20 protein-coding genes are annotated in these 23,398 nt (G+C 65.6%); 7 read left to right on the top strand and 13 right to left on the bottom strand.

What is annotated here, in order from left to right:
* Window positions 1-37 precede the first annotated feature (37 nt).
* Window positions 38-880, top strand: coding sequence for a dienelactone hydrolase family protein (locus I6F35_RS24215; RefSeq protein ID WP_225120228.1), 843 nt, complete (start codon window positions 38-40; stop codon window positions 878-880).
* A 329-nt stretch (window positions 881-1,209) separates the two neighbouring features.
* Here I6F35_RS24215 and xseA read toward each other — a convergent pair whose 3' ends face one another.
* The gene (xseA, locus tag I6F35_RS24210; RefSeq protein ID WP_225120164.1) at window positions 1,210-2,826 is read right to left on the bottom strand and encodes an exodeoxyribonuclease VII large subunit; all 1,617 of its coding nucleotides are present in this window, start codon (window positions 2,824-2,826) and stop codon (window positions 1,210-1,212) included.
* A gap of 164 nt (window positions 2,827-2,990) precedes the next feature.
* Here xseA and purD point away from each other — a divergent pair, with 164 nt between their 5' ends.
* Both purD and I6F35_RS24200 read left to right on the top strand, forming a co-directional pair.
* Window positions 2,991-4,268, top strand: a complete 1,278-nt coding sequence (purD, locus tag I6F35_RS24205; protein ID WP_225120163.1) for a phosphoribosylamine--glycine ligase — start codon at window positions 2,991-2,993, stop codon at window positions 4,266-4,268.
* 30 nt (window positions 4,269-4,298) lie between these two features.
* Window positions 4,299-5,204, top strand: coding sequence for an alpha/beta hydrolase (locus I6F35_RS24200; protein ID WP_225120162.1), 906 nt, complete (start codon window positions 4,299-4,301; stop codon window positions 5,202-5,204).
* A 145-nt stretch (window positions 5,205-5,349) separates the two neighbouring features.
* Here the strand turns inward: I6F35_RS24200 and I6F35_RS24195 are convergent, their stop codons facing one another.
* Entirely contained in the window at window positions 5,350-5,796 is a 447-nt protein-coding gene (locus I6F35_RS24195) for a nucleoside deaminase (RefSeq protein ID WP_225120161.1), read from the bottom strand.
* Between the two features lie 131 nt (window positions 5,797-5,927).
* Here I6F35_RS24195 and I6F35_RS24190 point away from each other — a divergent pair, with 131 nt between their 5' ends.
* The gene (locus I6F35_RS24190) at window positions 5,928-7,865 is read left to right on the top strand and encodes a pseudouridine synthase (protein WP_225120160.1); all 1,938 of its coding nucleotides are present in this window, start codon (window positions 5,928-5,930) and stop codon (window positions 7,863-7,865) included.
* 7 nt (window positions 7,866-7,872) lie between these two features.
* Entirely contained in the window at window positions 7,873-8,427 is a 555-nt protein-coding gene (gene rsmD, locus I6F35_RS24185) for a 16S rRNA (guanine(966)-N(2))-methyltransferase RsmD (protein ID WP_225120159.1), read from the top strand.
* A 164-nt stretch (window positions 8,428-8,591) separates the two neighbouring features.
* Here rsmD and mutL read toward each other — a convergent pair whose 3' ends face one another.
* Entirely contained in the window at window positions 8,592-10,403 is a 1,812-nt protein-coding gene (gene mutL, locus I6F35_RS24180; protein WP_225120158.1) for a DNA mismatch repair endonuclease MutL, read from the bottom strand.
* Window positions 10,404-10,619: 216 nt separating this feature from the next.
* On the opposite strand from mutL, the gene I6F35_RS24175 reads away from it, so the two are divergent.
* A complete protein-coding gene (locus I6F35_RS24175) occupies window positions 10,620-10,934 on the top strand; it encodes a ribbon-helix-helix domain-containing protein (RefSeq protein WP_225120157.1) in 315 nt (104 codons plus the stop codon).
* Window positions 10,935-11,115: 181 nt separating this feature from the next.
* On the opposite strand, the gene I6F35_RS24170 is transcribed toward I6F35_RS24175, so the two are convergent.
* From I6F35_RS24170 to I6F35_RS24155, 4 genes are all read right to left on the bottom strand, one after another.
* On the bottom strand, window positions 11,116-12,684 hold the full coding sequence (locus I6F35_RS24170; protein WP_225120156.1) for a GMC family oxidoreductase: 1,569 nt from the start codon (window positions 12,682-12,684) through the stop codon (window positions 11,116-11,118).
* Between the two features lie 27 nt (window positions 12,685-12,711).
* The gene (locus I6F35_RS24165; RefSeq protein WP_225120155.1) at window positions 12,712-13,260 is read right to left on the bottom strand and encodes a gluconate 2-dehydrogenase subunit 3 family protein; all 549 of its coding nucleotides are present in this window, start codon (window positions 13,258-13,260) and stop codon (window positions 12,712-12,714) included.
* A gap of 61 nt (window positions 13,261-13,321) precedes the next feature.
* The gene (locus I6F35_RS24160) at window positions 13,322-13,717 is read right to left on the bottom strand and encodes a VOC family protein (RefSeq protein WP_225120154.1); all 396 of its coding nucleotides are present in this window, start codon (window positions 13,715-13,717) and stop codon (window positions 13,322-13,324) included.
* Window positions 13,718-14,038 carry a c-type cytochrome gene (locus tag I6F35_RS24155; RefSeq protein ID WP_225120227.1) on the bottom strand — a complete coding sequence of 107 codons (321 nt, stop codon included), beginning with the start codon at window positions 14,036-14,038 and terminating at the stop codon, window positions 13,718-13,720. It lies immediately after the preceding gene.
* Window positions 14,039-14,282: 244 nt separating this feature from the next.
* Here I6F35_RS24155 and I6F35_RS24150 point away from each other — a divergent pair, with 244 nt between their 5' ends.
* Window positions 14,283-14,783: a hypothetical protein gene (locus I6F35_RS24150; RefSeq protein WP_225120153.1), complete on the top strand. Its 501-nt coding sequence runs from the start codon at window positions 14,283-14,285 to the stop codon at window positions 14,781-14,783.
* A 325-nt stretch (window positions 14,784-15,108) separates the two neighbouring features.
* Here I6F35_RS24150 and arfB read toward each other — a convergent pair whose 3' ends face one another.
* The 6 genes from arfB to ileS form a co-directional block, all read right to left on the bottom strand.
* A complete protein-coding gene (gene arfB / locus I6F35_RS24145; protein WP_225120152.1) occupies window positions 15,109-15,528 on the bottom strand; it encodes an alternative ribosome rescue aminoacyl-tRNA hydrolase ArfB in 420 nt (139 codons plus the stop codon).
* A 332-nt stretch (window positions 15,529-15,860) separates the two neighbouring features.
* Window positions 15,861-17,225, bottom strand: coding sequence for a pitrilysin family protein (locus tag I6F35_RS24140; protein WP_225120226.1), 1,365 nt, complete (start codon window positions 17,223-17,225; stop codon window positions 15,861-15,863).
* A 59-nt stretch (window positions 17,226-17,284) separates the two neighbouring features.
* Window positions 17,285-18,673 carry a pitrilysin family protein gene (locus I6F35_RS24135; protein WP_225120151.1) on the bottom strand — a complete coding sequence of 463 codons (1,389 nt, stop codon included), beginning with the start codon at window positions 18,671-18,673 and terminating at the stop codon, window positions 17,285-17,287.
* 103 nt (window positions 18,674-18,776) lie between these two features.
* Window positions 18,777-19,502 carry a hypothetical protein gene (locus tag I6F35_RS24130; RefSeq protein ID WP_225120150.1) on the bottom strand — a complete coding sequence of 242 codons (726 nt, stop codon included), beginning with the start codon at window positions 19,500-19,502 and terminating at the stop codon, window positions 18,777-18,779.
* A 100-nt stretch (window positions 19,503-19,602) separates the two neighbouring features.
* Window positions 19,603-20,100: a signal peptidase II gene (gene lspA, locus I6F35_RS24125; RefSeq protein WP_225120149.1), complete on the bottom strand. Its 498-nt coding sequence runs from the start codon at window positions 20,098-20,100 to the stop codon at window positions 19,603-19,605.
* A 149-nt stretch (window positions 20,101-20,249) separates the two neighbouring features.
* Window positions 20,250-23,285: an isoleucine--tRNA ligase gene (ileS, locus tag I6F35_RS24120; RefSeq protein WP_225120148.1), complete on the bottom strand. Its 3,036-nt coding sequence runs from the start codon at window positions 23,283-23,285 to the stop codon at window positions 20,250-20,252.
* Between the last annotated feature and the right edge of the window lie 113 nt (window positions 23,286-23,398).

Here is a 23,398-nt window from a genome sequence, read left to right as displayed (position 1 = left end):
CTCGGTCAGCAGCGCCACCATGATCCGGCCAATTGAAATGCGGTTTTTGTCAGCAGCCATTTTCCTGACGCTCGTTGCCGTGGCTTCGGCCGCGACGGCGGCGCCGCTGCCGGCCCCGCGCCAGGTCGACATTCCCGCAAGCAATCTCACGTTGCGCGCGCAACTCTACAAGCCCGATGGCAACGGACCGTTTCCGACCGTGATCGCGCTGCATGGCTGCGGCGGCCTCGCCGGGCGTTCGGAGCCGGTTCTGCCGCGTTACCGCGACTGGGTGGAACAATTGCTCAGGACCGGCCACGCCGTGCTGTTGCCTGACAGCTACGGCTCGCGCGATCTCGGCCCGCAATGCCGCGTCAAGGAGCGGGAACGGCACGTGCTGGCCCGTCGCGAGCGCGTCGGCGATATCGTAGCGGCACGGCAATGGCTGATGCAACAGCCCTGGGTGGCGCGTGAGCGCATCAGCCTGATCGGCTGGGCCAATGGCGCCAGCGCACTGTTGTGGGCCGTGCGGCCGCAACTGCTGTCGCGCGGCACCGAGCCCGACTTCCGTTCGGCGATCGCGTTCTATCCGGACTGCCGGCTGTCCTCCAGGCTTGGCTGGAGCGCGCGCGTTCCGACCCTGGTCATGATCGGCGCCAACGACGATGTGAGCTCCCCGCCGGCCTGCCACCAGATGGTCGAGGGCGCGCACGGCCGCAGCGCGCTGGCGCGGATCATCGTCTATCCCGGCGCCTATCACGACTTCGATCTCGCCAACCTGCCGCTGCACGCGATTGCCGGAACGTCCGATGCCGCAGTGCCCGAGGGCGGCCATGTCGGCACCGACGCCGAGGCCCGCACCGACGCCCAGAAACAGGTCGCCGCCTGGCTCTCGCGGTAGCCGTTTCACCTCTCCCGCCGGGCGAAGGGCTCTCTTCACTCGGAGAGTCCCAATGTGGAGATACCCTCACCCCGCCCCTCTCCCGCTCGCGGGAGAGGGAGAATACGCATCTCCCGTTTGGCAACCTTGCCGCGGAGCGGCCTTTGAAGTCACCTCGCCCGCTTGCGGGAGAGGTCGGCGCGCAGCGCCGGGTGAGGGCTCTCTCCCCACGATCGGACAGCATGAATCGCAAACTGTCGTAGCCCGGGTGAAGCGCTAGCCCGAGTCACCGCTCGCAATGCGGATGCCCGCGCCCCGGGTTACGCGTTCCGCTCCACCCGGGCTACAAGCTAGAACAGGCTGCCCTGATCGACCGGCTTGGCCACGCGCTTCGGTGCCGGCTTCGGCTCGCGCGTGATCGGTTTCGGCTGCGCGGCAGGCGCTGCGGTGGCAGGGCGATCGCTATCGGCGGTCGCGGCCACGCGGCCGTCGGCGAATTCGATCGACAGTTGCGCATTCGGCGCGACGCTGGCCGCGGCATGCACCGGATGCCCCGCTTCGTCGCGCACCAGGGCAAAGCCGCGCTCGAGCACGCTGCGATAGGAGAGCGCCGCCAGCAATTTTCCGCTCTGGCCGACGCGCGCATCCAACCGCTGCAGCAACGTGACCATGGCGCGCTGTGCGCGCTCGGCGAGCCGGTAGGTGCGTTCCCGCTGCCGTGCGATGGCGTTGCGCTGCGCCTGCGCATTGGCGAGCTTGGAGGCCTTGAAGCGGACTTCGAGCCCCGTAAAGCGCTCGCGCCGAGAGCGCAGCAGCGAGCGCGCCGAAAGCGCGATCCGCTCGCCCGACACGGTCAGGCGCTGCCTGGCATGCGTGATCTGCCCGTGCAGCACGCGCAGCGTCAGCCGGCCGCTGGTGGACGCGAAGCGGCGGAAATGCGCGTGCGTGTTCGCCTTCAAGCCGCGCGGCAGTGCGGCGCCAAGATGATCCAGCCGCTGCCGCGGGATCGCCAGAAGCTCGCTCGGTGCCGGCAGCGCCCGCGCCGCGGCGCGCAGTTCGTTGCGGCGGGCCTCCTGGCCGCGCTGCCAGCATACGGAGACGCGCCGCGCCAATGCCGCGACTTCGGCGAGCAACTCGCTGCGCACCGGCACCGCCATTTCGGCTGCCGCCGTCGGCGTCGGCGCGCGCTTGTCGGCGGCGAAATCGATCAGCGTGATGTCGGTTTCGTGCCCGACGGCGGAGATCAGCGGGATCACGCTGTCGGCGGCGGCGCGGACCACGATCTCCTCGTTGAAGGACCAGAGGTCCTCCAGCGAGCCACCGCCGCGCGCCACGATCAGAAGATCGGGGCGCGGGATCCTGCCGCCCTCGGGCAGCGCGTTGAAGCCGCGGATCGCGGCGGCAACCTGCTCGGCGGAACCGTCGCCCTGCACCTTGACCGGCCACACCAGCACGCGGCGCGGAAAGCGGTCCTCGAGCCGATGCAGGATGTCGCGGATCACGGCGCCGGTCGGCGAGGTGACGACACCGATCACTTCCGGCAGCCAGGGCAACAGCTGTTTGCGCGCCTCGTCGAACAGGCCCTCGGCGGCGAGCTTCTTCTTGCGCTCCTCCATCAGCGCCATCAGCGCGCCGATGCCGGCCGGCTCCAGCGCCTCGATCACAATCTGGTACTTGGAGGAGTTCGGATAGGTCGTGAGCTTGCCGGTCGCGATGACCTCGAGCCCCTCCTGGGGCTTGAAGCGCATGCGGGCGTGGGCGAACTTCCAGATCACCGCCTCGATCTTGGCGTTCTCGTCCTTCAGCGCGAAATAGCAATGACCGGAGGAGTGCGGGCCCCGGAAGCCGGTGATCTCGCCGCGGACCCGGACATGGCCGAACCGGTCCTCCACCGTGCGCTTCAGCGCGGAGGACAGTTCCGAGACAGTGAATTCGGGCGCGTTGAGCAGATTCGGGGCAGCGGTCATCGTCTTATAGAATCGGGCTTTTCGGGCCCGGGTGCAAGGTCCCAGGGCGATGAGTGGGCCGCCACGCCACATATCCACATCCACGCTCAGGCATTTGTTGCCGTGGCGGAGCGCGTGCTAAACCCTCGCGCTATGGCGCGGCAACCCTTATCTCACTGCATCCCATGAACATTCTCCTGATCGGTTCCGGCGGCCGCGAACATGCCTTGGCGTGGAAGATCGCCGCCTCTCCGCTGCTGACAAAGCTGTGGTGCGCGCCGGGCAATGCCGGAATTGCGCGCGAGGCTGAATGCGTGGCGCTCGATGTGGCCGATCATGCCGTTGTGATCGAGTTCTGCAGGCGCAATTCCATCGATCTCGTCGTGGTCGGTCCGGAGATCCCGCTCGCGGCCGGGATCGTCGACGATCTCGCCGCCGCCGGCATCAAGGCGTTCGGCCCGAGCAGGCTCGCGGCGCAGCTCGAGGGCTCCAAGGGCTTCACCAAGGATCTCTGCCGCGAGTTCGACATTCCGACCGGCGCCTACCGCCGCTTTGACAATGCCGATGATGCGCTCGCCTATGTGCGGGCGCAGGGCGCGCCGATCGTGGTCAAGGCCGACGGTCTTGCGGCCGGCAAGGGCGTCGTGGTGGCAAAAACCGTGGGCGAGGCGGAAGCGGCCATCGCGATGATGTTCGAGGGCGGTTTCGGCGCAGCCGGCGCCGAGGTGGTGATCGAGGAGTTTTTATCCGGCCGCGAGATCAGCTTCTTCGCGCTGTGCGACGGCGAGACCGCGATCCCGCTCGCCTCGGCGCAGGACCACAAGCGCGTGTTCGATCACGATGAGGGGCCGAACACCGGTGGCATGGGCGCCTATTCCCCGACGCCGTTCGTGACGCCAGAGATCCACGACCAGATCATGGCGCGGATCATCCTGCCGACGGTCGCCGGCATGAAGCAGCGCGGCATTCCATTTCGCGGCGTGCTCTATGCCGGCGTGATGCTGACGGAGCAGGGTCCAAAGCTGTTCGAATACAATGTCCGGTTCGGCGATCCGGAATGCCAGGTCCTGATGCTGCGGATGATGTCCGACATCGTGCCGGCCTTCCTCGCCGCCTCTGACGGGCAGTTGAAGAACTTTGATCTGCGCTGGTTCCCCGAACCGGCCCTGACTGTGGTGATGGCCGCCAAAGGCTATCCCGGCGATTACAAGAAAGGAACGCGCATCGAAGGGCTGGACGAGGCCACTCAGATCGAGGGTGTCGAAATCTTCCATGCCGGCACGGTCGAAAAGGATGGCGTCATCCTCGCCAATGGCGGCCGCGTGCTCAATGTCTGCGCCTCGGGCAGGACCGTGACGGAAGCCAAGCAGCGCGCCTACGAAGCGATCGACCGCATCCGCTGGCCGGACGGCTTTTGCCGTCGCGACATCGCCTGGCAGGCGGTGGAGGCCGAAAAGAGCTAAACTCGATCCGAAATTGAGAGGAGGCTTGCGATGTCCGATCTCGCCGATCTTTTCCCCGGTTATGCCTCCGAATGGATCAACACCTCCTCAGGCCGCATCTTCGCGCGCGTCGGCGGCAAGGGGCCGCCGCTGCTCCTGCTGCACGGCTTCTCGTCCACGCATGTGATGTGGCATCCGGTGGCACCAAAGCTCGACGACCGGTTCACGCTGATCATCGCCGACCTGCCGGGCTATGGCTGGTCTGACATGCCCGACAGCGACAAGGACCACACGCCCTATACCAAGCGCGCGATGGCGAAGACGCTCATTGAAGCCATGGAGAAGCTCGGTCATGTGCATTTCGCGCTCGCCGGTCACGACCGCGGCGGCCGCGTCTCCTATCGGCTGGCGCTCGATCATCCCGGCCGGCTGTCGAAACTCGCCGTGCTCGACATCCTGCCGACCTATAATTACTGGGAGCGCATGAACCGGCTCTATGCGCTGAAGATCTATCACTGGACCTTCCTGGCGCAGCCGGCCCCGTTCCCGGAGACGCTGATCCTGGGCGCGCCGGATTTCTTCCTGAAGCACAAGATGGCGAGCCAGACCAAATCGAAGACGCTGGATGCCATCGATCCGCGGGCGCTGGAGCACTATCTGGCGCCGTTCCGCGATCCCTCGCGTGTCCATGCGATGTGCGAGGATTACCGCGCCGGCGCCTATGCCGATTACGAGACCGACAAGGCGGATTTCGAGGCGGGCAGGAAGATCACGATCCCGATGCTGGCGCTGTGGGGCGATGCCGGCATCGCGAGTGCCGCGGCCACGCCGCTCGACACCTGGAAGCAGTGGGCGACCAATGTCGTGGGATCGCCGGTCGATTCCGGGCATTTTTTGACCGAGGAGAATCCGGAAGCGACGGGGAGGCTGCTGCGGGAGTTCTTTCTAGCGGGCTAGCTTCCGCACGGCTCGTCATACCTCGCGAAGGCGGGGTATCCAGTACGCATCGGCCGATCGAATAGTCACTGCCGTCTCTGGAATACTGGATCATCCGCCTTCGCGGATGATGACAGCGGTGGTGTCGGCGCAGCAGGGACACAACTCACCGGCGCTCGCGAAAGAACTCCCGCAACAGCGCGGCGGCCTCCCGCTCGCCGATGGCGGGATAGATTTCCGGCCGGTGATGGCAGGTCGGTGAGGAGAAGAACCGCACGCCGGACTCCACCGCGCCGCCCTTCGGATCGGCCGCGCCGTAATAGAGCCGGCGGATGCGGGCGAACGAGATCGCGGCGGCGCACATCGTGCACGGTTCGAGCGTGACATAGAGATCGCAATCCACCAGCCGCTCGGTGCCGATCGCCTCCGCGGCCTGCCGGATCGCCAAAATCTCGGCATGGGCGGTCGGGTCGCGGTCGGTCAGGGTCCGGTTGCCGGCGGTGGCGATCACCTCGTAGCCCCGCACGATCACGCAGCCGATCGGAACTTCGCCGGCCTTTCCGGCGTTTTCGGCGGTTTTCAGCGCCAAATCCATGAAAGAAGGGGCAGTCATGCCTCGTATCATCACAAGAAACCTGCTACTAGCTGCGCCTTCAGCAACAGTGGACACCGGCTTTGCAAAAGATGCGGCGTGATGACGGCGCGCGCAAATGCCTTTTGACCGACCTTAAAGTGAGACCTTTCATGCCCCGCGACCGCGATAAACACAACGATACCCCGCGCGGCCGGCGGGACGGGGGTCCGGCCAAGGGCCGTTCCGGCAAACCCCGTGGGCCGGACAAGAAGTTCGCCAAGCGCGGCTACGGACGGGACCGGGACGAGGGTGAGAAGCGCTCGTTCGGTGGCAAGCGCGAGGATCGTCCCTTCCGCCGCCGCGAGGGGGGCGATGCGCCGCGCCGCGATTACGGCGACAAGCCGCGGTTCAACCGGGACGACCGCCCGCGCGGCGACCGTCCGAAGTTCGACCGTGACGATCGCGGTAGCGAAAAGCGCCCGTATACGCCGCGTGCCAATCGCGATGACGCCCGGCCGGCCGGCCGCTTCTCGGACCGGAAGTTCGGGGACAGGAAGCCTTATGCTTCACGCGACCGCGATGGCGAGAAGCGTCCTTTCCGCGAGCGCGACGAGGGGCACCGCGGCGAGCGATCGTTTGGCGAGCGCCCGAAGAGAAAGTTCGGTGACGACAAGAAATTCTCCCGCGGCCCGCGGAAGGATTTTGGCGACCGTCCGCCGCGTGGCGAGTCCAAGCCGTGGGAGAAACGCGAGCGCAGTTCCGACCGCCCGGACCGACCGAAGTTCGACAAGCCCCGCTACGACCGCGGCGGCGACGAGCGTCCGCGCTTTTCGCGCGCGCGCGACGACCGTCAGCAGGGCGACCGTCCGTTCCGCGAGCGGCCGAAATTCGATCGTCCCCGCGAGCGCGATGATCGCAAGTTCGACCGTCGCCGCGAGCGCCCCGAAGGCCGGACCGACTGGCAGGAGCATCCGCGCAGCGAGGGGCGCTTCTCCGACCGTCCGCGTCGCGACAATGAGGATGACAGCAAGATTTTCGCGAAGCGTCCGGCGTTTGGCGGTCGCGGCGCCTATCGCGAACGTCCGGCCGATTTCGAAAGGCGGCCGCGTCCGGAGCCGAGGCCGAAAAAGTCCGGCGAGCGGATTGCAAAAGTGCTGGCGCGTGCCGGCCTTGCCTCACGCCGCGATGCCGAGGAGATGGTGACGCAGGGCCGCGTCACCGTGAACGGCCGCGTCATCAATTCGCCGGCGCTCGACGTCACCACCAATGATGTCGTCGCCGTCGACGGCAAGCCGTTGCCGCCGCGCGAACGGACGCGGTTGTTTCTCTATCACAAGCCGCGCGGGCTGATGACGACGCATGACGACCCTGAGGGGCGTCCGACCGTGTTCGACAATCTGCCCGAGGGTTTGCCGCGGCTGATCAGCATCGGCCGACTCGACTTCAATACCGAGGGGCTGCTCTTGCTCACCAATGACGGTGGGCTGGCACGCGTGCTCGAATTGCCCGACACCGGCTGGCTCCGGCGCTATCGGGTCCGCGCCCATGGCGAAGTGACCCAGGCGCAGCTCGATGAACTGAAGAAGGGCGTCGAGGTCGAGGGCGTCAAATACGGCCCGATCGAGGCGACGCTGGAGCGCGACCAGGGTTCGAACGTCTGGCTGGTGTTCGCGATCCGCGAGGGCAAGAACCGCGAGGTGCGCAACGTGATGGCGCATCTCGGCCTCGAGGTGAACCGCCTGATCCGCATCTCCTACGGCCCGTTCCAGCTCGGCGAGCTCGAGGAAGGCAAGGTCGAGGAGGTCAAGACGCGGGTGCTGCGCGAGCAGCTCGGCGAGAAGGTGGCCAAACTTGCGGGCGCGGACTTCGCCCGGCCCGAGCACCATGCCGGCGGTGACGACGATGCGCAGCGCGGCAGGAAGCCGTCGAAGCCGGTGAGCGAGCGCGCAGTGATCGCCGACCGCAAGGGCCGCCGCGTGCTGGTGCAGCGCTCCGGCAGCGAGGAGGCGCGCATCCGCAACGAGGAAGAGAATGCCGGCTACGGCCCGCCCCGCCGCGTCAAGCGCGCCTATCACGGCAAGCGCGATCTGAAGCCGAGGGACGAGTAGGCGATAGATGCGCGTCGTCGGGGGACGATTGAAGGGCCGCAACCTGGCCGCGCCTTCTTCGCGCGACATCCGCCCGACCGCGGATCGGCTGCGCGAATCCGTGTTCAACATCCTCGTCCATGCCTATGACGATCCGATTGCGGACGCGCGCGTGCTCGATCTCTTCGCCGGCACCGGCGCGCTCGGCATCGAGGCGGTGTCGCGCGGCGCGAAGTTTGCGCTGTTCGTCGACAATGGCGCCGAAGCGCGCGCGCTGCTTCGCAACAATGTGGAGTCGCTTGGGCTTGGCGGCGTGACGAAAGTGTTCCGCCGCGACGCCACCAATCTCGGCCCCGCGCATCCCGTCGAGCCGTTCTCGCTGGTGTTCCTCGATCCGCCCTACGGCAAGGGACTGGCGGAGAAGGCGCTGGCTTCGCTCTGCGACGGTGCATGGCTGACGCCAGGCGCGCTGCTCGTGGTGGAAGAGGCGAAGGCCGCGGCCTTTGCCGCGCCTGAGGGATTTGAGGAATCGGAGCGCCGTGCCTATGACGACACGGAGTTCGTGTTTTTGCGGGCGCGATAATCGCGCGGCCACGACTGTCGTCATGGCCCGCGGAGGCGGGGCATCCACTAACCCGCAGCCTCTCAGTTTGAGCCGAGATGCCTCTGGAATACTGGATCGTCCACCAGAGCCTGTCATTGGGCGGCCGTTCGGCCGACCCGGTGGCGGACGATGACAGCGGACCATTATCTCCGCCCGAACAGCTTTTCGATATCCGACAGCTTCAATTCCACATAGGTCGGGCGGCCGTGGTTGCACTGGCCGGAGTTCGGCGTGTCTTCCATCTCGCGCAGCAGCGCGTTCATCTCTTCCGGCTTGAGGCGGCGTCCGGCGCGTACCGAGCCGTGGCAGGCCATGGTGGCGGCGACATGCATCAGGCGTCGCTCCAGCGGCAGCGCCTCGTCCCATTCGGCCATGTGCTCGGCGAGGTCGCGGAGCAGCCCGGCCGCATTCGCCCTGCCGAGCAGCGATGGCGTCTCGCGCACCGCGACCGCGCCAGGGCCGAAGGATTCGATCGCAAGCCCGTAACTGGCGAGCTCCTCGGCGCGATCCAGGAGCTTCTCGACGGTGGATTCGTCGAGCTCCACGACCTCGGGGATCAGCAGGATCTGCCGCTGCACGCCGTTTTTGGCCAGCGACGCCTTCAATTTCTCATAGACGATGCGCTCATGGGCGGCGTGCTGGTCCACCACCATGAGACCATCGCGGGTCTGCGAGACGATATAGGTCTCGTGGATCTGCGTACGCGCCGCGCCAAGCGGACGGTCGAGCAGATCGGCGGCCGGCTGCGCCTCGAAGCGGACATCGGCCGTCGGCGCACCGACGTCGAAGGCGGCCTGACCGGGCTCGGCCAGCGCGCTGGCGGCGACGGCATCGAACGAAGGCATCGGCCGCACCGGATAGGCCGGCGAGCGCCGCCAGTCCCAATTGGTCGGGCGGGGGGCGAAGGAGGGACGGAAGGCGGAGAGCGCCGCGCCATCGGTGTTGGCCGCGGTGCGCCGTCCCTCGCGCGCCAACCCCTCCTTGAGTGCATGCACGATCAGGGCGCGGACCAGGCCGGCATTGCGGAAGCGCACCTCGGTCTTGGCCGGATGCACATTGGCGTCGACCTCCTGCGGCGGCAGCGTCACGAACAGCGCCACCACCGGATGGCGGTCGCGCGGCAGATAGTCGGCATAGGCCGCGCGCACGGCGCCGAGGATCAGCTTGTCGCGCACCGGGCGGCCGTTGACGAACAGATACTGGCCGAGCGCATTCGCCCGCGTCAGCGAGGGCGCGGCGGCAAAGCCTTCGACCGCAACGCCGTCGCGCTCGGCGCGGACTTCGATCGCGCTCCCGCGGAAGTCAGCGCCCAGGATATCGCCGAGCCGCGTCAGCCGGCCGGGGGCGCCGGGCAGCGCCGCGGCCCAGGTGACCGGCGCGCGCTCCTCGCCGGCGAGCGTGAAGGCGATGTCGGGCCGCGCCATTGCGAGCCGCCGCACCACCTCGCGGATCGCTTCGGCTTCGGTGCGGTCGGTCTTGAGGAATTTCAGCCGCGCCGGCGTCGCATAGAAGAGATCGCCGACCTCGACCCGGGTGCCCTGGCCGAGCGCCGCGGGCATGACCGCCGATTTCACGCCGGCTTCGACCGAGAGCGACCAGGCATGCGGTTCGCTCGCATGTCGCGTCACGATGTTGAGCCGTGCCACCGCGCCGATCGAAGGCAGCGCCTCGCCGCGGAACCCAAGCGTCCGGATCCGCAAGAGGTCCTCGTCGTCGAGTTTCGATGTGGCGTGGCGGTCGACCGACAGCGCAAGGTCGGCGCGGGTCATGCCGCCGCCGTCGTCAGTGATGCCGATCCGCCGCCGCCCGCCGCCATCGGTGAAGACATCGATCCGGCTGGCGCCGGCATCGATCGCATTCTCCACCAGCTCCTTGACCACGCTCGCGGGACGCTCGACCACCTCGCCGGCTGCGATGCGGTTGACGACCTCTACGGGAAGCTGGCGGACGGGCATGGCGTGCGATCGATTCGAGCTGCTGCCCCATTCTAGCCGGCGTGGCGGCAAATGCATGCATCGAGGTCCGGAAATCCACGTCGCGCTGGGGATGGGCGCCGGCTATCGCATTGAAGACACTGACATTCGCGGGACGGCGGCTGTGCAGCGCAGGATTGTCGGGTGGCACGGCCGGGTATATCGTTTAGAAAAATTATAATCTGGCGGGAGGATTCCATGTGCCATTTGTTCGCCCATCAGCCGCAACGCGATTACGAATCGCAGACGAGGTCGCTGCGCCTTGGCGGTCATTGCACCTCGATCCGGCTGGAACTGGCATTCTGGGACACGCTGGAGGAGATCGCGGCGAAGGAGGGGATGAGTCTGGCGAAATTCCTCACGACGCTGCACAACGAGGTTCTCGACCATCACGGCCAAGTCAACAATTTCGCCTCGCTGCTCCGCTGCTCCTGCCTGATCTATCGCTCGAAGAGTGCGGCGGCGCCGGAGGTGGGCGGCGAAAGGGCCGCGATGTTGGACGCAGCGGAATAGCTGCGGCGCCGCTGCGCTCCCTCTCCCGCTTGCGAGAGAGGGTGGGGTGAGGGTGTTTCCACGATGGGATTATCCGTGTGGGGAGAGCCCCCACCCGCCGCGCTTCGCGCGCCGGCCTCCCCCGCAAGCGGGAGAGGCGAAGCGACTCGCGGTTAGAGTGAATCACCCAACCGACATCAGCCTAAGTCTCCTTCCGCTGCATCGCGCCGGCGATGTGGTCGGCCTGCCGGATCGCCAGTGACACGATCGTCAGTGTCGGGTTGCACGCTGCCCCGCTTGTGAACTGGCTGCCATCGGAGATGAACAGGTTCTTGATGTCGTGGGTCTGACCGAACTTGTTCACCACGCCATCCCTCGCCTTCTCGCTCATCCTGTTGGTGCCGAGATTATGCGTGCTCGGGTAAGGCGGCGTCGGATAGGTGACGGTGGCGCCGACCGCCTCATAGACCGCGGCACCCTGCTTGTAGGCATGGGCGCGCATCGCGAGGTCGTTCGGATGATCGTCAAAATGCACGCTTGCGACCGGCATGCCGAACTTGTCCTTGGCCTTGGGATCAAGCGTGACCCGGTTGGTCTCCTGCGGCATGTCCTCGCCGACCAGCCACATGCCGGCCATCCGGGGATAGCCTTCCATTGCGCTGGTGAACGGACGTCCCCAGGCGCCGGGGTTGAGGAAGGCCGCCATGAAGGGCAGGCCGATCGACAGCGTCTCCATCTCGTAGCCGCCGACGAAGCCGCGTGATGGATCGTTCCTGGACTCGTCGCGGATGATGCCGGCCATGGTGGTGCCGCGATACATGTGCACCGATTTCTCGAACGCCGCATAGACGCTGCCGGTCATGTGCCGCATGTAGTTGCGGCCGACCTGGCCTGAGGAATTGGCGAGCCCGTCCGGGAACATGTTCGAGGCGCTGTTGAGCAGCAGCCGCGGGCTTTCGATCGAATTGCCGGCGACCGCGACCACGCGGGCCTTCTGCCGCTGCATCGCGCCATTCTCGTCGGCATAGACCACGCCCGTCACCTTGCCGGATTGATCGTGCTCGATCTTGATCACCATGCTGTTCGGGCGCACTTCGAGATTGCCGGTGGCTTCGCCTTTCGGGATCTCGGTGTAGAGCGTCGACCATTTCGCGCCCGATTTGCAGCCCTGGAAGCAGAAGCCGATCTGCTGGCAGGCGCCACGGCCGTCACGCGGCTCGCTGTTGATGGCCATGTTGCCGGTGTGCACGGTCTTGTAGCCGAGCTTCCTGGCGCCGGCCTCCAGCACCTTGAAATTGTTGTTGCCGGGTAGCCCGGGAATGCCGTTGGTCCGCGTCACGCCCATCTTGTTTTCGGCCTTGGCGTAATATGGCTGCATCTCGGCAAGCGTGATCGGCCAGTCCAACAGATTGGCGCCGGGAATGCCGCCATAGGTGCTCTTGGTCTTGAATTCGTGCTCGTCAAAGCGGAGCGATGCGCCGGCCCAATGCGTGGTCGAACCGCCGACCGCCTTCACGATCCATGCCGGCAGGTTCGGAAAGTCCTTGGCGACGCGCCAGCTTCCTGACGTCGTGCGCATGTCGGACCAGGCGAGCTGCGCAAAGCTGTCCCATTCGTCGTTGATGAATTCATGATTCTCGACGCGCGGCCCGGCCTCGAGGATGACGACCTTGACGCCCTTCTGTGCGAGCTCGTTGCCGAGCGTTCCGCCGCCGGCGCCGGATCCCACGATCACCACCACGCCGCTGTCATTGAGATCGAATTTTGCCATTGTGATCCTCACAGAGCGTTGGTTGGCTTAAGCTTTCGGGAGCCAGTCGATGTCGGCGAAGCCGCGATTGAGGTAACCGCCATATTCGGCGGACGAGCCCTCATAGCCGAACTTCGGCCAGACCTCTTTCTGGTTGTACAGAGAAACCACGAGGTCGCCGCGGATCTTCTGGAAAAACGCGGTCTGTTCGATCCGCTGCAACAGCGCCACGCGATCGGCTTCCCAGGGCACCTGCACGTAAGCGACCTTGTGGCGGTCATTGGCCTCCTGGTCGAGCCTGGTGACACCGTCGGTGATCAGCGACTTCACCGCGGGATCCTTGGCTGCCTTGCCGTCCCACGGCTTGATCGCGGTGATGTAGTAGCTGTCGGCGAGGAAATCATGCGGATAGATGTCGCGCGCCATCTTCACCAGGGTCTTCAATGTCGCCGGCGTCAGCGTGGTGGCGTCATCGGCCCAGGCATCGCTGATGGTGAGGCCCGTGCTGCTGGCGATGGCGACGGTCGGCACCGCTGTTGCCGCGCCCTTCAGGAAGACGCGGCGATCATATTTGCTGCGACGATCGACTTCTCTCATGGGTTTCCTCCGTGGAATGTTTTGTCATTGTTGATTGCTCGTTATCTGTTCCGATCATGCGCTAGCCGAAGCGGCCGCCGCGCTGGATCACCTCGATCTTGTAGCCATCGGGATCAGCGACGAAGAAGAAGCGCGCCAGCGTCTTGCCGTTGTGCTTGAAATCGCGCAGCGGTCCCGGCGCGAGCTTTTCCTGCTCGAACCGCGCATGCTCGGCATCGACGTCGTCGACGACCACAGCGAGATGGCCGTAGCCGTCGCCGAGCGAATAGGGCTCCTTGCGGTCGAAATTGACGGTCAGCTCGACCTCGAAGGATGAGGAGGGATGGCGCAGATAGATCAGCGCGAAATCGTCGAACTTGAGATGGTCGGCGACCTCGAGACCGAAGGCGCGCGCGTAGAAATCGAGCGCCCTCGCTTCGTCGAGCACGCGGATCATGGAGTGAACCGGTTTTGCCATTCAGTTGAGCTCCTTCAGATAGGCGATGATGGCGGCACGGGTCTCCGGCTTGGCCTGGCGATAGGCCATGACGGAGCCGGGGATCATCGCCTGTGGGTTGGCGAGCCATGCATCGAGTCTGCCATCGTCCCAAGTGAAATCGGCTTTCGCGAAACCGTCTGAATAGTGAAAGCCTTCCGCCCTGCCTGCCGGTCGACCGACGATCTTGAACAGGGACGGGCCCTGCCGGACCGGATCGGACAGGTTCGTGGTGTGACAGGTCGCGCATTGCTGCTTGAACAGTGTCGCGCCATCGGGCGGCTTGGCGGCGGGCAACGGCATCTGCGCGGCCGCGATCGTCGCGAGCAGCGCACTGCAACATCCAACCCCGATTGCCGCTGCTGCGCGTAGCCGTCTCATCCACATCACCGCCTGTGCGCGGTAACTCTAGGTCGCTGGCGAAAGGCGGTGGTAGTAGCGGGCTGTTTCACCGCAGAACAAAACGCGCCGATCTAGTTTGTTTGACGCGTTTTCTTCACGCGAACCGGTGTCCACTTCGCTCGAAAACGCTACGGGTAGGAAAATAGTGCCGGCGAAACAGCCTCGCATCGCCGCATATGTGAAGCGCAATTTCGCGAAATTGCCCCGAAATCCCTGCACGATCTCCACACGACGCAGTTTGCATGACGCACGCGTCGTTTGCGACACGTTCAATCCGCGTGAGGGGAGTCCGGCGCAGCAGGCGGCGCATGGAACCGCCGAACATTCCCGCACGAACAAAATCCAGGAGCAATGGATGAAGCTAGCGAAAACCTCCGTGATCGCATTTGCCCTCTCGGCCGTACTCGTCGGCCCTGCCCTCGCGCAAGGCGCTGCCACCGGCGGCACGATCCGCGGCGGCGCGCAGGAAAGGGGCGCGGCGCCGGGTGGAATGACCGGCGGCACCGATGAGGAGATGAACGCGCAGACGGAGACTCAGACTGGAAAGGCTGGCGCGAAATCCGGGGCCAAGGGTACCGTCGGCGCCGGCGGCAGCGCGCGCAAAGGCACGGCAACGGAACCCGCTCCTGGAAGCAAGCGGTACTAGAGCATTTTCGGTTCTGATTGAATCAGAACCGAAGCTCTAGATTCTTGTTTTGACGCGTTTTCTTCACGCGAACCGGTATCCACTTCGCTCGAAAACGCTCTAAGCGTCGACTCGGCGGAGCCGCGCGCTCCCTTCACCTCTCCCGCTTGCGGGAGAGGTCGGCGCACCCGGATCGGCGCTTCGCGCCGTCCGAGTACAGGCTCCGCGTCGGGTGAGGGCTCTCTCCGCACGGAAAGTCCCATCGCGGAGATACCCTCTCCCCGACCCTCTCCCGCAAGCGGGAGAGGGGGCGCAGCGTGCATCGCGGACGCGATGTGACCATACCCTAATCCTCAAATCCTCGCGCGCCGCGCCGGGCCTTGATGTCGCCGCGGCGCTTCTTGCCTTCAAGGCGGCGCTGCTTGGAGCCGAGCGTCGGCCTGGTTGGCCGGCGCGGAGTCGGCCGCACCATGGCCTCGCGCAAGAGTTCGAGCAGGCGCTCGATCGCGTCGACGCGATTGCGTTCCTGGGTGCGGAAGCGCTGGGCGTGGATCACGATCACGCCCTCCTTGGTCATGCGCTGGCCGGCCAGTCGGGCCAGCCGCGCCCGGACGTCCTCGGCGAGCGCGATTCTGCTGGTGTCGAACCGCAGTTGCGCCGCGGTCGCGAGCTTGTTGACATTCTGCCCGCCCGGACCCGAGGCGCGCACGAAGCCGATCTCGATATCGTTCTCGTCAATCAAGAGGTCGTGGGCAACCCGCAGCATGGCATCACCGGTGGTGCAGTAGAATCGTCTGCTACACCATACCGGGTTTGTGAGACGCGCGCCCGCGGAACGGCCGGGGCTCCTCGCGGCGGACAGCCGCCCTGCGTCTCCACGACCACAGACCTCGTCCCGAGGAGCCTGCGGAGCAGGCGTCTCGAAGGATGGGCCACGGGCGAGATCTGGGCCTCATGGTTCGAGACGGCGCTGCGCGGCTCCTCACCATGAGGGGCAGGCAATCACGCCACACCATGCCGTTGCTCCTCACCACGAGGGATCGCTAGCGTGGCTCGCGGCCCGGCCGGGCTGAGGCAACCAGCCCGGCGAAAAAGCACTCAGTTCGGCGCGGATGGCTTTGCGGCTGACGGTGCGGCGGCTGGTGGGCTTGCGGCCGGCGGTGTCGCGGCCGATGGCGTGCTGACGGGCTGGGCTGCAGCATGCGGGCTGCGGCCGACAACGACCGTGAGCAGGCCCTGGCCCCAGAGCCGCTGCGATACCTTCTTGGCGTCGTCCAGCGTCACCGCATCGACGATGGCGTTGCGCTTCTCGATATAGTCGATCGGCAGCTTGTCGATCTGATACTGCAACAGCGCGCCTGCGAGCTTCGAGGAGGTGTCGAGCGCCAGCATCTGCGAGCCCTTCAGATAGGACTTGGCCTCGTCCAGCTCCTTCTGGGTCGGGCCTTCCTCGGCCATGCGGCGGACTTCCTTCTCGATCGCGTCCACCGTCTCGCCGGCGCGATCGGCGCGGGTGCCGGTATTGCCGATGAACAGCGAGGAATGCTCCATCCAGACCAGCGCTTCATAGATCGAATAAGCCAGCCCACGCTTCTCGCGGACTTCGCGGTAAAGCCGCGAGGACAATCCGCCACCGCCGAGGATGTGGTTGACGACATAGGCCGGCATGAAATCCGGCTCGCTGCGGCGGACGCCGGGGCCGCCGAACGTCACCACCGTCTGCGGCACGTCCAGCGGAATGAAGGCGCGCTGCGGCGGCTTGGCCGCGACGATGTCGGCGACCGGCGTCAGCGTCGCCTTGGCGGGCAGGCTGCCGAAGGTGTGGTCGAGCAGTTTGCCAAGCGTGTCCGGATCGACATCGCCGACCGCGGCGACCTTGAGCGTGTCCTTGGCGAGCACGCGGCGCACATAGTCCTTGAGTTCGGCGACCTCGATCTTCGGCACGCTCTCGAGCGTGCCCTGGGCGTGCCGGCCATAGGGATGGTCGCCGAAGGCGACTTCGAGGAATTTGCGGCCTGCAAGTGCGCTCGGGTTGGTGGATTCGCGACGCAGGTTGGACAGCACCTGGGCGCGGATGCGCTCGACGTCGCTCGCCTCGAAGCGCGGCGAGGTCAGCGCCGAGCGCAACAGGTCAAAGGCTTCGTCCTTGTTTTCCTTGAGCATGCGCAGCGAGCCGCGGAAATTGTCGCGGGTCGAGGAAAAGCTCAACTCGATGGCGCGGCGATCGAGCCGTTCATGGAAAGTCTTGGAATCGAGATCGCCGGAACCTTCGTCGAGGAGGCTGCCGACCAGATTGCCGACGCCGGGCTTGGCGGTGGGATCCTGGCTGGCGCCGCCGTCGAAGGCATATTCCATCGCGATCAGTGGCACGGTCGAATCCTGCACGAACCAGGCTTCGATGCCGCCGGGCGAGACCAGATGCTGGATCCTGGTTGCAGCCTGCGCCGGGCGCGATGCGAGCATCGTCGTCAGCGCAAGCGCGCTGCCGCCGATCAGGACCGAACGCCGTGTGAGAGAATAGGTCACGAGCGCTTCTCCTCGCGTTTGGGCGCAACATCCTTGATCAGGTAACCGGTCACCGAACGTTTCTTGTCGAGCCACTCCTGCGCGGCTTGGCGGACCTGCTCGGCGGTGACGGCGCGGATGCGGTCGGGCCAGCTCCTGATATCGTCGACACTGAGGCCGGTGGTGAGCGCGCCGCCATACCAGCGCGCCAGCGTCGCCTGGTTGTCCTGGGCGTAGATCGCTTCCGCGATCAACTGGGTCTTGACCCGCTCGAGGTCCTCGGCGCGCGGCGGGTTCTGCGCGATGTCGGCAATGACCTTGTCGATGGCGTCCTCGATCTGCGCGAACTCGACGCCCGACTTTGGCGTTGCTGAAATGATGAATTGCGAGGGATCGAGCGAGGTGCCCTGATAATTGGCGCCGGTGGAGATCGCGAGCTGCTGGTCGATCACCAGCGAGCGATAGAGGTAGGAATTGGCGCCGCCGCCCATCAGTTGCGCGAGCACGTCGAGCGCGGGGCTTTCGCCCGCGGCCGCGGTGGCGGCCGACGGGACCAGGTAATAGCGGCGCATGGTCGGCTGCTCGACGCGCGGATCGGCCAGCGTCACCGTGCGCGGCGCGGTCGGGGCCGGCTCCTGCGGACGCAGGCGTTTGGCCGGGATCGCGGGCTGCGCGGGGATCTCGGCGAAATTCTTCTCCACCATCGGGCGGATCTCATTGAGATCGACGTCGCCGGCGATGATCAGGATCGCGTTGTTCGGCGCATAGAACCGCTTGTAGAAGGCGAGGGCATCCTCGCGGTCGAGCTTTTCGATCTCCTGGTGCCAGCCGATCACCGGACGGCCATAGGGATGGTTGAGATAGAGCGCCGCCATGATCTGCTCGGTGAGCCGCGCGTCCGGATTGTTGGCGACGCGCATGTTGTATTCTTCCAGCACGACGTCGCGCTCCGGCAGCACATTCTCGTCATGCAGGATCAGGCCGGTCATCCGGTCGGCCTCGAATTCCATCATCCTGCCGAGCTGCTCGCGCGGCACGCGCTGAAAATAGCCGGTATAGTCGGTCGAGGTGAAGGCGTTCTCGTTGCCGCCGACCCGCAGCACGGTCTGGGAGAATTCGCCGGCCGGGTGCCTGGCTGTTCCCTTGAACATCAGGTGTTCCAGGAAATGTGCCAATCCCGATTTGCCCGGGGTCTCGTCCGCGGAACCGACCTTGTACCACATCATCTGCGTCACAACCGGGGTGCGGTGATCGGGGATCACCACCACCTGCAGGCCGTTGTGCAGCGTGAAGCTCGCGGGGCGTTCCGAGGTGACCGTGGTCTGGGCAATGGCGCTGGAGGCGGAGAGGGATGCCGTCGCAAGCAACCCGGCAAAAAGCGAAACCACAAGGCGGTGCTGGGACATCAGGACCTATCTAAAAACCCGGAGCAATATTGCTCCGGGTATGGCGGCATCATAGGCCGCGCGTAAAAGCCGCCAACCTCACGAACGCGAGAGACGAGGTTAATTAATCGCCATACTTGCCCTGGGCCGGGTTGTATTCCTTGTTGAGCGATTCCTTCGGCCCGGTGCCATAGGCAAAGTTCGGCGACGGTGTCTGGTAGCCGGGCGGCGGCTGCGTCAGGGACTCTCGCGTCGGCTCGCTCTTGAAGGTCGCCGTCTCCGTCTTGCTGCCGCCGAACAGGCCGCTGAAGCCGCCCTTATAGCCGAGCTGCTCCGGCGAGAGGATCGCGTTGGCGCCGGGGTTGCCGCCGGGCTGGTCGACCGACTCGCCGCCGCTCGACTTTTTGTCGCTCTTCTGAGCGAGCTCGCTCGGCGTCAGGACCCGGCTGGCCTCGCGCGGATCCTTGTTCGTGTTCTTCCGCGCCGCGATCGCGGCCTTGCGGCGCTGCACGTCGGGGTCCTTCGGCCAGTTCGGCACGTTGGCCTCGGCGGAAGTCGCCGGCGGGGGCAGGTTGAGGCTGGGGGGCACGACCAGCGGCGAGCGCTCGCGGTAGTCGATGCCGCGGTTTTCCATGTTGGTGCCGCCGAGGCCCTTCATGATGCCTTCGATGACCTTCTCTTCGAAGGTCTTGTCGTCCTCGTCGTCCTCATCGTCGCCGGCCCGCACGGGACCTGCAGCCATCACCAGGCCAATGCCGAGGGCGACCGCGGCGAGCCGCAAGGCGTGTGTCAGGGCTTTCCAGGAGGTTGAGGTATTGGCTTCCGAGGCGTTGGCTTCAGCGTGACGCATCGCGCTCCCCACACATTAAAATTCGGTAAGGCGATCACCGGCTTAGGCACGGCTCCGCCTTTGAAATCCTACCCGCTTGCCAAGGCCGTATCGGCCGCGATCAGGGCGCTTTTGCGGCGGGTACCCCCAGAAAAGAATCATACAATAGCGCCGCTACCCCGGCAACGATGGCCACATCCGCGACGTTGAACACGTACCAATTGAAGGTTTTTTCCCCGATCTGGATGTGGAACAGCGCGAAATCGACCACCGCGCCATAGGCGATGCGGTCGATGGCGTTGCCGATCGCGCCGCCGATGATCAATCCCAGCGCAACCGTCGCAAGCAGGGTACGGGAGTACGCCATCCAGATCGCCAGCGCGAGCACCGCGAGCGCCTTGACCGCCATCAGCACGATCTGGGCCGTCGGGCTGTTGCTCTGGAACCAGCCGAAGCTGATGCCGACGTTCCAGGCCAGCACCAGGTCGAAGAACGGCGTCACCTTCACCACCCCGCGCCGGGCGAGGTCGAACGAAAACAACAGCCAGAGCTTCGACGCCTGATCGAGGATCAGCGTCGTGACGGCCGCGATGATGCCGGCGCGCAGGGGAGAGGTCATGCGGCCGCGGGCTCCGCCGTCGTCCCCGCGAAGGCGGGGACCCATAACCCCAGGCAGGAGTTGCTTGAACGAATCTGCGTCATCTGCCATCGCCCATTCCGGACCGCGGTGGTTATGGGTCCCGGCTCAAGGCCGGGACGACGAGAGACTTAGACGCTGACACCCAGCGCCTTCCACTCCCGCAACGCCTGCGCGTCGCGCGGGGAGACGTCGGGATATTCGGTGTCCTCGCCGACGGTGGGCAGGATCTTCCACGACCGCGCGCATTTCCGCCCGACCGCCTTCTCGACCACGACGGCAACGCCCGGCACGTCGTTGAGGCGGAAGGCATGCTCCGGTGCGTCCTGGTTGGTCACCATCGCGTTCGAGGTGATGCAGACTTCCGCAAGGTCGACATTGAACAGCGTGTCGAGCATCTCCCGGTCGGAGACGTAGACCAGCGGCGAAGCCTCCAGCGAGGAGCCGATGTTCTTGGCGGCACGTTCGATCTCGAGCGCGCCGGTGACCACGCGCCTGATGTCGCGGACGGTCTCCCATTTGGTGGCGAGCCGCTCGTCGCGGAATTTCTCCAGCCCCTCGGGGAACAGCGTCAGGTGCACGGAGGGCTCCGCATCCGGCCGGTACATCCGCCACGCCTCGTCGGCGGTGAAGCTCAGCACCGGCGCCAGCCATTTCAGGATCGCATCGCAGATGATGTCGATCGTGGTCAGCGCCGCCTTGCGCGCGATAGAGGACGGCGGGTCACAATAGAGCGTGTCCTTGCGGATGTCGAAATAGAACGCCGACAGTTCCGTGTTCATGAACGCGGCAAGGCTTGCGACCACGGTCTTGTAGTCGAATTCGGCGTAAGCCTTGCGGACGATCGCGGCCTGGCCGGCAAGCTCATGCAGCATCAGCCGCTCGAGCTCGGGCATCTCGCCATAGGCGACCTTCTCGCCCGGCGTGAAGTGATGCAGCGTGCCGAGCATCCAGCGCACGGTGTTGCGCAGCTTGCGATAGGTCTCGATGGTGTTCTTCAGGATTTCCGGGCCGATGCGCTGGTCGTCGGAATAGTCGGTCGCGCAGACCCACAGACGCAGGATATCGGCGCCCGAATCCTTGATCACCTTCTGCGGCTCGACGGTGTTGCCGAGCGACTTCGACATCTTGCGGCCGTTCTCGTCCAGCGTGAATCCATGCGTCAGCACGACGTCATAGGGCGCGCGGCCGCGGGTGCCGCAGCTTTCGAGCAGCGAGGAATGAAACCAGCCGCGATGCTGGTCGCTGCCTTCCAGATACATCACGGTATCGTCGCCGCCGTCGACCTTGCGCTTGATGACGGCTAGCCCGGGGAAGTGCACGGGGTCCTCCAGCACGAAGGCATGGGTCGAGCCGGAGTCGAACCAGACGTCCAGGATGTCGTCGACCTTCTTCCAGTCCTCATTGGCAAGTGACCCGAGGAAGCGCTCGCGCGCGCCGTCGGCATACCAGGCGTCCGCGCCTTCCTTTTCGAACGCGTCAGCGATGCGCTGGTTGACGGCCTCATCGCGTAGAATCTCCGCCGACCCATCGCCCTTCTCGCGCACGAACACGGCGATCGGCACGCCCCAGGCGCGCTGGCGCGAGATCACCCAGTCGGGGCGGTTCGCGATCATGCCGTTGATGCGGTTCTGGCCCGCCGGGGGCACCCATTGCGTCACCGAGATCGCCTGCAGTGCGCGGGCGCGCAGCGTGTCGCCCGGCTTTGCCTTGCCCTCGTTGGCGATGTCCACAGCCCCGGGCCTGCCCGCGGCGTCCACGATAGGTTTATCCATCGCGATGAACCATTGCGGCGTATTGCGGAAGATCACCGGCTTCTTGGAGCGCCAGGAATGCGGATATTGGTGCTTCAGCCGCCCGCGCGCGAGCAGCATGCCGCGCTCGATCAACGCCTTGATCACGGCTTCGTTGGCGTCGCCCTTTTCGCCCTTGTCGTTGATCACGCGCCTGCCTTCGAAGCCCGGAGCTTGATGAGTGAAGGCGCCGTTTTCATCGACGGTATAGGGGATCGTAGGATTGATGCCGCGGCTTTCCAGTTCGCGCGCATTCGCCGTCCAGACGTCGAAGTCCTCGCGGCCGTGGCCCGGGGCGGTGTGCACGAAGCCGGTGCCGGTATCGTCGGTGACGTGATCGCCCGCGAGCATCGGCACCGTGAATTCATAGCCGCCGGCAAGGCCCTTCAGCGGATGCGCCGCCTCGACCGCATCGAGCGTGTCGGCCGGCAGATCGCGCACCTTCTCGTAGGCGGTGACGCGCGCCTGCTTGAACACGCTTTCCGCAAGCGCATCGGCGAGGATCAGGAGGTCACCCGTCTTCGCCCAGTTGTCGGCGGGCGCATCGGTGACCTTGTAGAGGCCATAGGCGATCTTGGGCGAAAAGCTGATGGCCCGGTTGCCGGGCAGCGTCCATGGCGTCGTGGTCCAGATCACGACGCTCGCCTTCGCCAGCACGCCATGCGCGGGCGAGGTGACCGGAAACTTCACCCACACCATATCAGAGGTGTAGTCCTCGTACTCGACTTCGGCTTCTGCCAGCGCGGTCTTCTCCACCACGCTCCACATCACCGGCTTGGAGCCGCGATAGAGCGTGCCGTTGGCCGCGAACTTCATCAGTTCGCGCGCGATCTGCGCCTCGGCCGGATACGTCATCGTCTCATAGGGATGATCCCAGTCGCCGATCACGCCCAGCCGCTTGAATTCCTCGCGCTGCACGTTGATCCAGTGCGTCGCATAGGCGCGGCATTCCTTGCGGAACGCCACCATCGCCGCGGAGTCGCGGAAGTCAGGCTTCTGCTTGCCTTTGGAACGGTAGTTCTCCTCTTCGATCTTCCACTCGATCGGCAGGCCGTGGCAGTCCCAGCCCGGCACGTAGTTGGAATCGAAGCCCAGCATCTGCTGGCTCTTGGTCACCACGTCCTTCAGGATCTTATTCAGCGCGTGCCCGATATGGATGTTGCCGTTGGCATAGGGCGGGCCGTCATGCAGCACGAATTTGGCGCGGCCCTTGGCGGACTGGCGCAGCTTCTCGTAGAGGCCGATCTCGTTCCAGTATGAGAGGATTTCCGGCTCGCGCTGGGGCAGGCCGGCGCGCATCGGGAATTCGGTCTGCGGCAGGAACAGGGTTTTGGAATAGTCTTTGGCGTCGGACTTTTGCGGCTTTTCGGACATCGGATCAGGTTTGGGGTCAGGCTTGGCCAGGATGGGCGCGTTTGAGCGATTGGTCGCGGGAGGAACATGAAATCCCGGTCTTGCGCCGAGCCTTGGGAGCTCAGACGGAAGCC

Source organism: Bradyrhizobium sp. BRP22, assembly GCF_020194175.1.
GTDB lineage: Bacteria > Pseudomonadota > Alphaproteobacteria > Rhizobiales > Xanthobacteraceae > Bradyrhizobium.
This window is presented reverse-complemented; position numbering and strand designations above follow the sequence as displayed.

Excerpts from the sequence above, each read along its gene's own strand:
- I6F35_RS24140 (WP_225120226.1), bottom strand. The coding sequence starts at position 17,225 with ATGCTCGCATCGCGCCCGGCGCAGGCTGCAACCAGGATCCAGCATCTG.
- I6F35_RS24195 (WP_225120161.1), bottom strand. The coding sequence starts at position 5,796 with ATGACTGCCCCTTCTTTCATGGATTTGGCGCTGAAAACCGCCGAAAAC.
- I6F35_RS24165 (WP_225120155.1), bottom strand. The coding sequence starts at position 13,260 with ATGAGAGAAGTCGATCGTCGCAGCAAATATGATCGCCGCGTCTTCCTG.
- rsmD (WP_225120159.1), top strand. The coding sequence starts at position 7,873 with ATGCGCGTCGTCGGGGGACGATTGAAGGGCCGCAACCTGGCCGCGCCT.
- I6F35_RS24215 (WP_225120228.1), top strand. The coding sequence starts at position 38 with ATGCGGTTTTTGTCAGCAGCCATTTTCCTGACGCTCGTTGCCGTGGCT.
- I6F35_RS24190 (WP_225120160.1), top strand. The coding sequence starts at position 5,928 with ATGCCCCGCGACCGCGATAAACACAACGATACCCCGCGCGGCCGGCGG.
- ileS (WP_225120148.1), bottom strand. The coding sequence starts at position 23,285 with ATGTCCGAAAAGCCGCAAAAGTCCGACGCCAAAGACTATTCCAAAACC.
- I6F35_RS24135 (WP_225120151.1), bottom strand. The coding sequence starts at position 18,673 with ATGTCCCAGCACCGCCTTGTGGTTTCGCTTTTTGCCGGGTTGCTTGCG.
- lspA (WP_225120149.1), bottom strand. The coding sequence starts at position 20,100 with ATGACCTCTCCCCTGCGCGCCGGCATCATCGCGGCCGTCACGACGCTG.
- I6F35_RS24200 (WP_225120162.1), top strand. The coding sequence starts at position 4,299 with ATGTCCGATCTCGCCGATCTTTTCCCCGGTTATGCCTCCGAATGGATC.
- arfB (WP_225120152.1), bottom strand. The coding sequence starts at position 15,528 with ATGCTGCGGGTTGCCCACGACCTCTTGATTGACGAGAACGATATCGAG.
- xseA (WP_225120164.1), bottom strand. The coding sequence starts at position 2,826 with ATGACCGCTGCCCCGAATCTGCTCAACGCGCCCGAATTCACTGTCTCG.
- I6F35_RS24170 (WP_225120156.1), bottom strand. The coding sequence starts at position 12,684 with ATGGCAAAATTCGATCTCAATGACAGCGGCGTGGTGGTGATCGTGGGA.
- I6F35_RS24160 (WP_225120154.1), bottom strand. The coding sequence starts at position 13,717 with ATGGCAAAACCGGTTCACTCCATGATCCGCGTGCTCGACGAAGCGAGG.
- I6F35_RS24155 (WP_225120227.1), bottom strand. The coding sequence starts at position 14,038 with ATGCCGTTGCCCGCCGCCAAGCCGCCCGATGGCGCGACACTGTTCAAG.
- mutL (WP_225120158.1), bottom strand. The coding sequence starts at position 10,403 with ATGCCCGTCCGCCAGCTTCCCGTAGAGGTCGTCAACCGCATCGCAGCC.
- purD (WP_225120163.1), top strand. The coding sequence starts at position 2,991 with ATGAACATTCTCCTGATCGGTTCCGGCGGCCGCGAACATGCCTTGGCG.
- I6F35_RS24175 (WP_225120157.1), top strand. The coding sequence starts at position 10,620 with ATGTGCCATTTGTTCGCCCATCAGCCGCAACGCGATTACGAATCGCAG.
- I6F35_RS24130 (WP_225120150.1), bottom strand. The coding sequence starts at position 19,502 with ATGCGTCACGCTGAAGCCAACGCCTCGGAAGCCAATACCTCAACCTCC.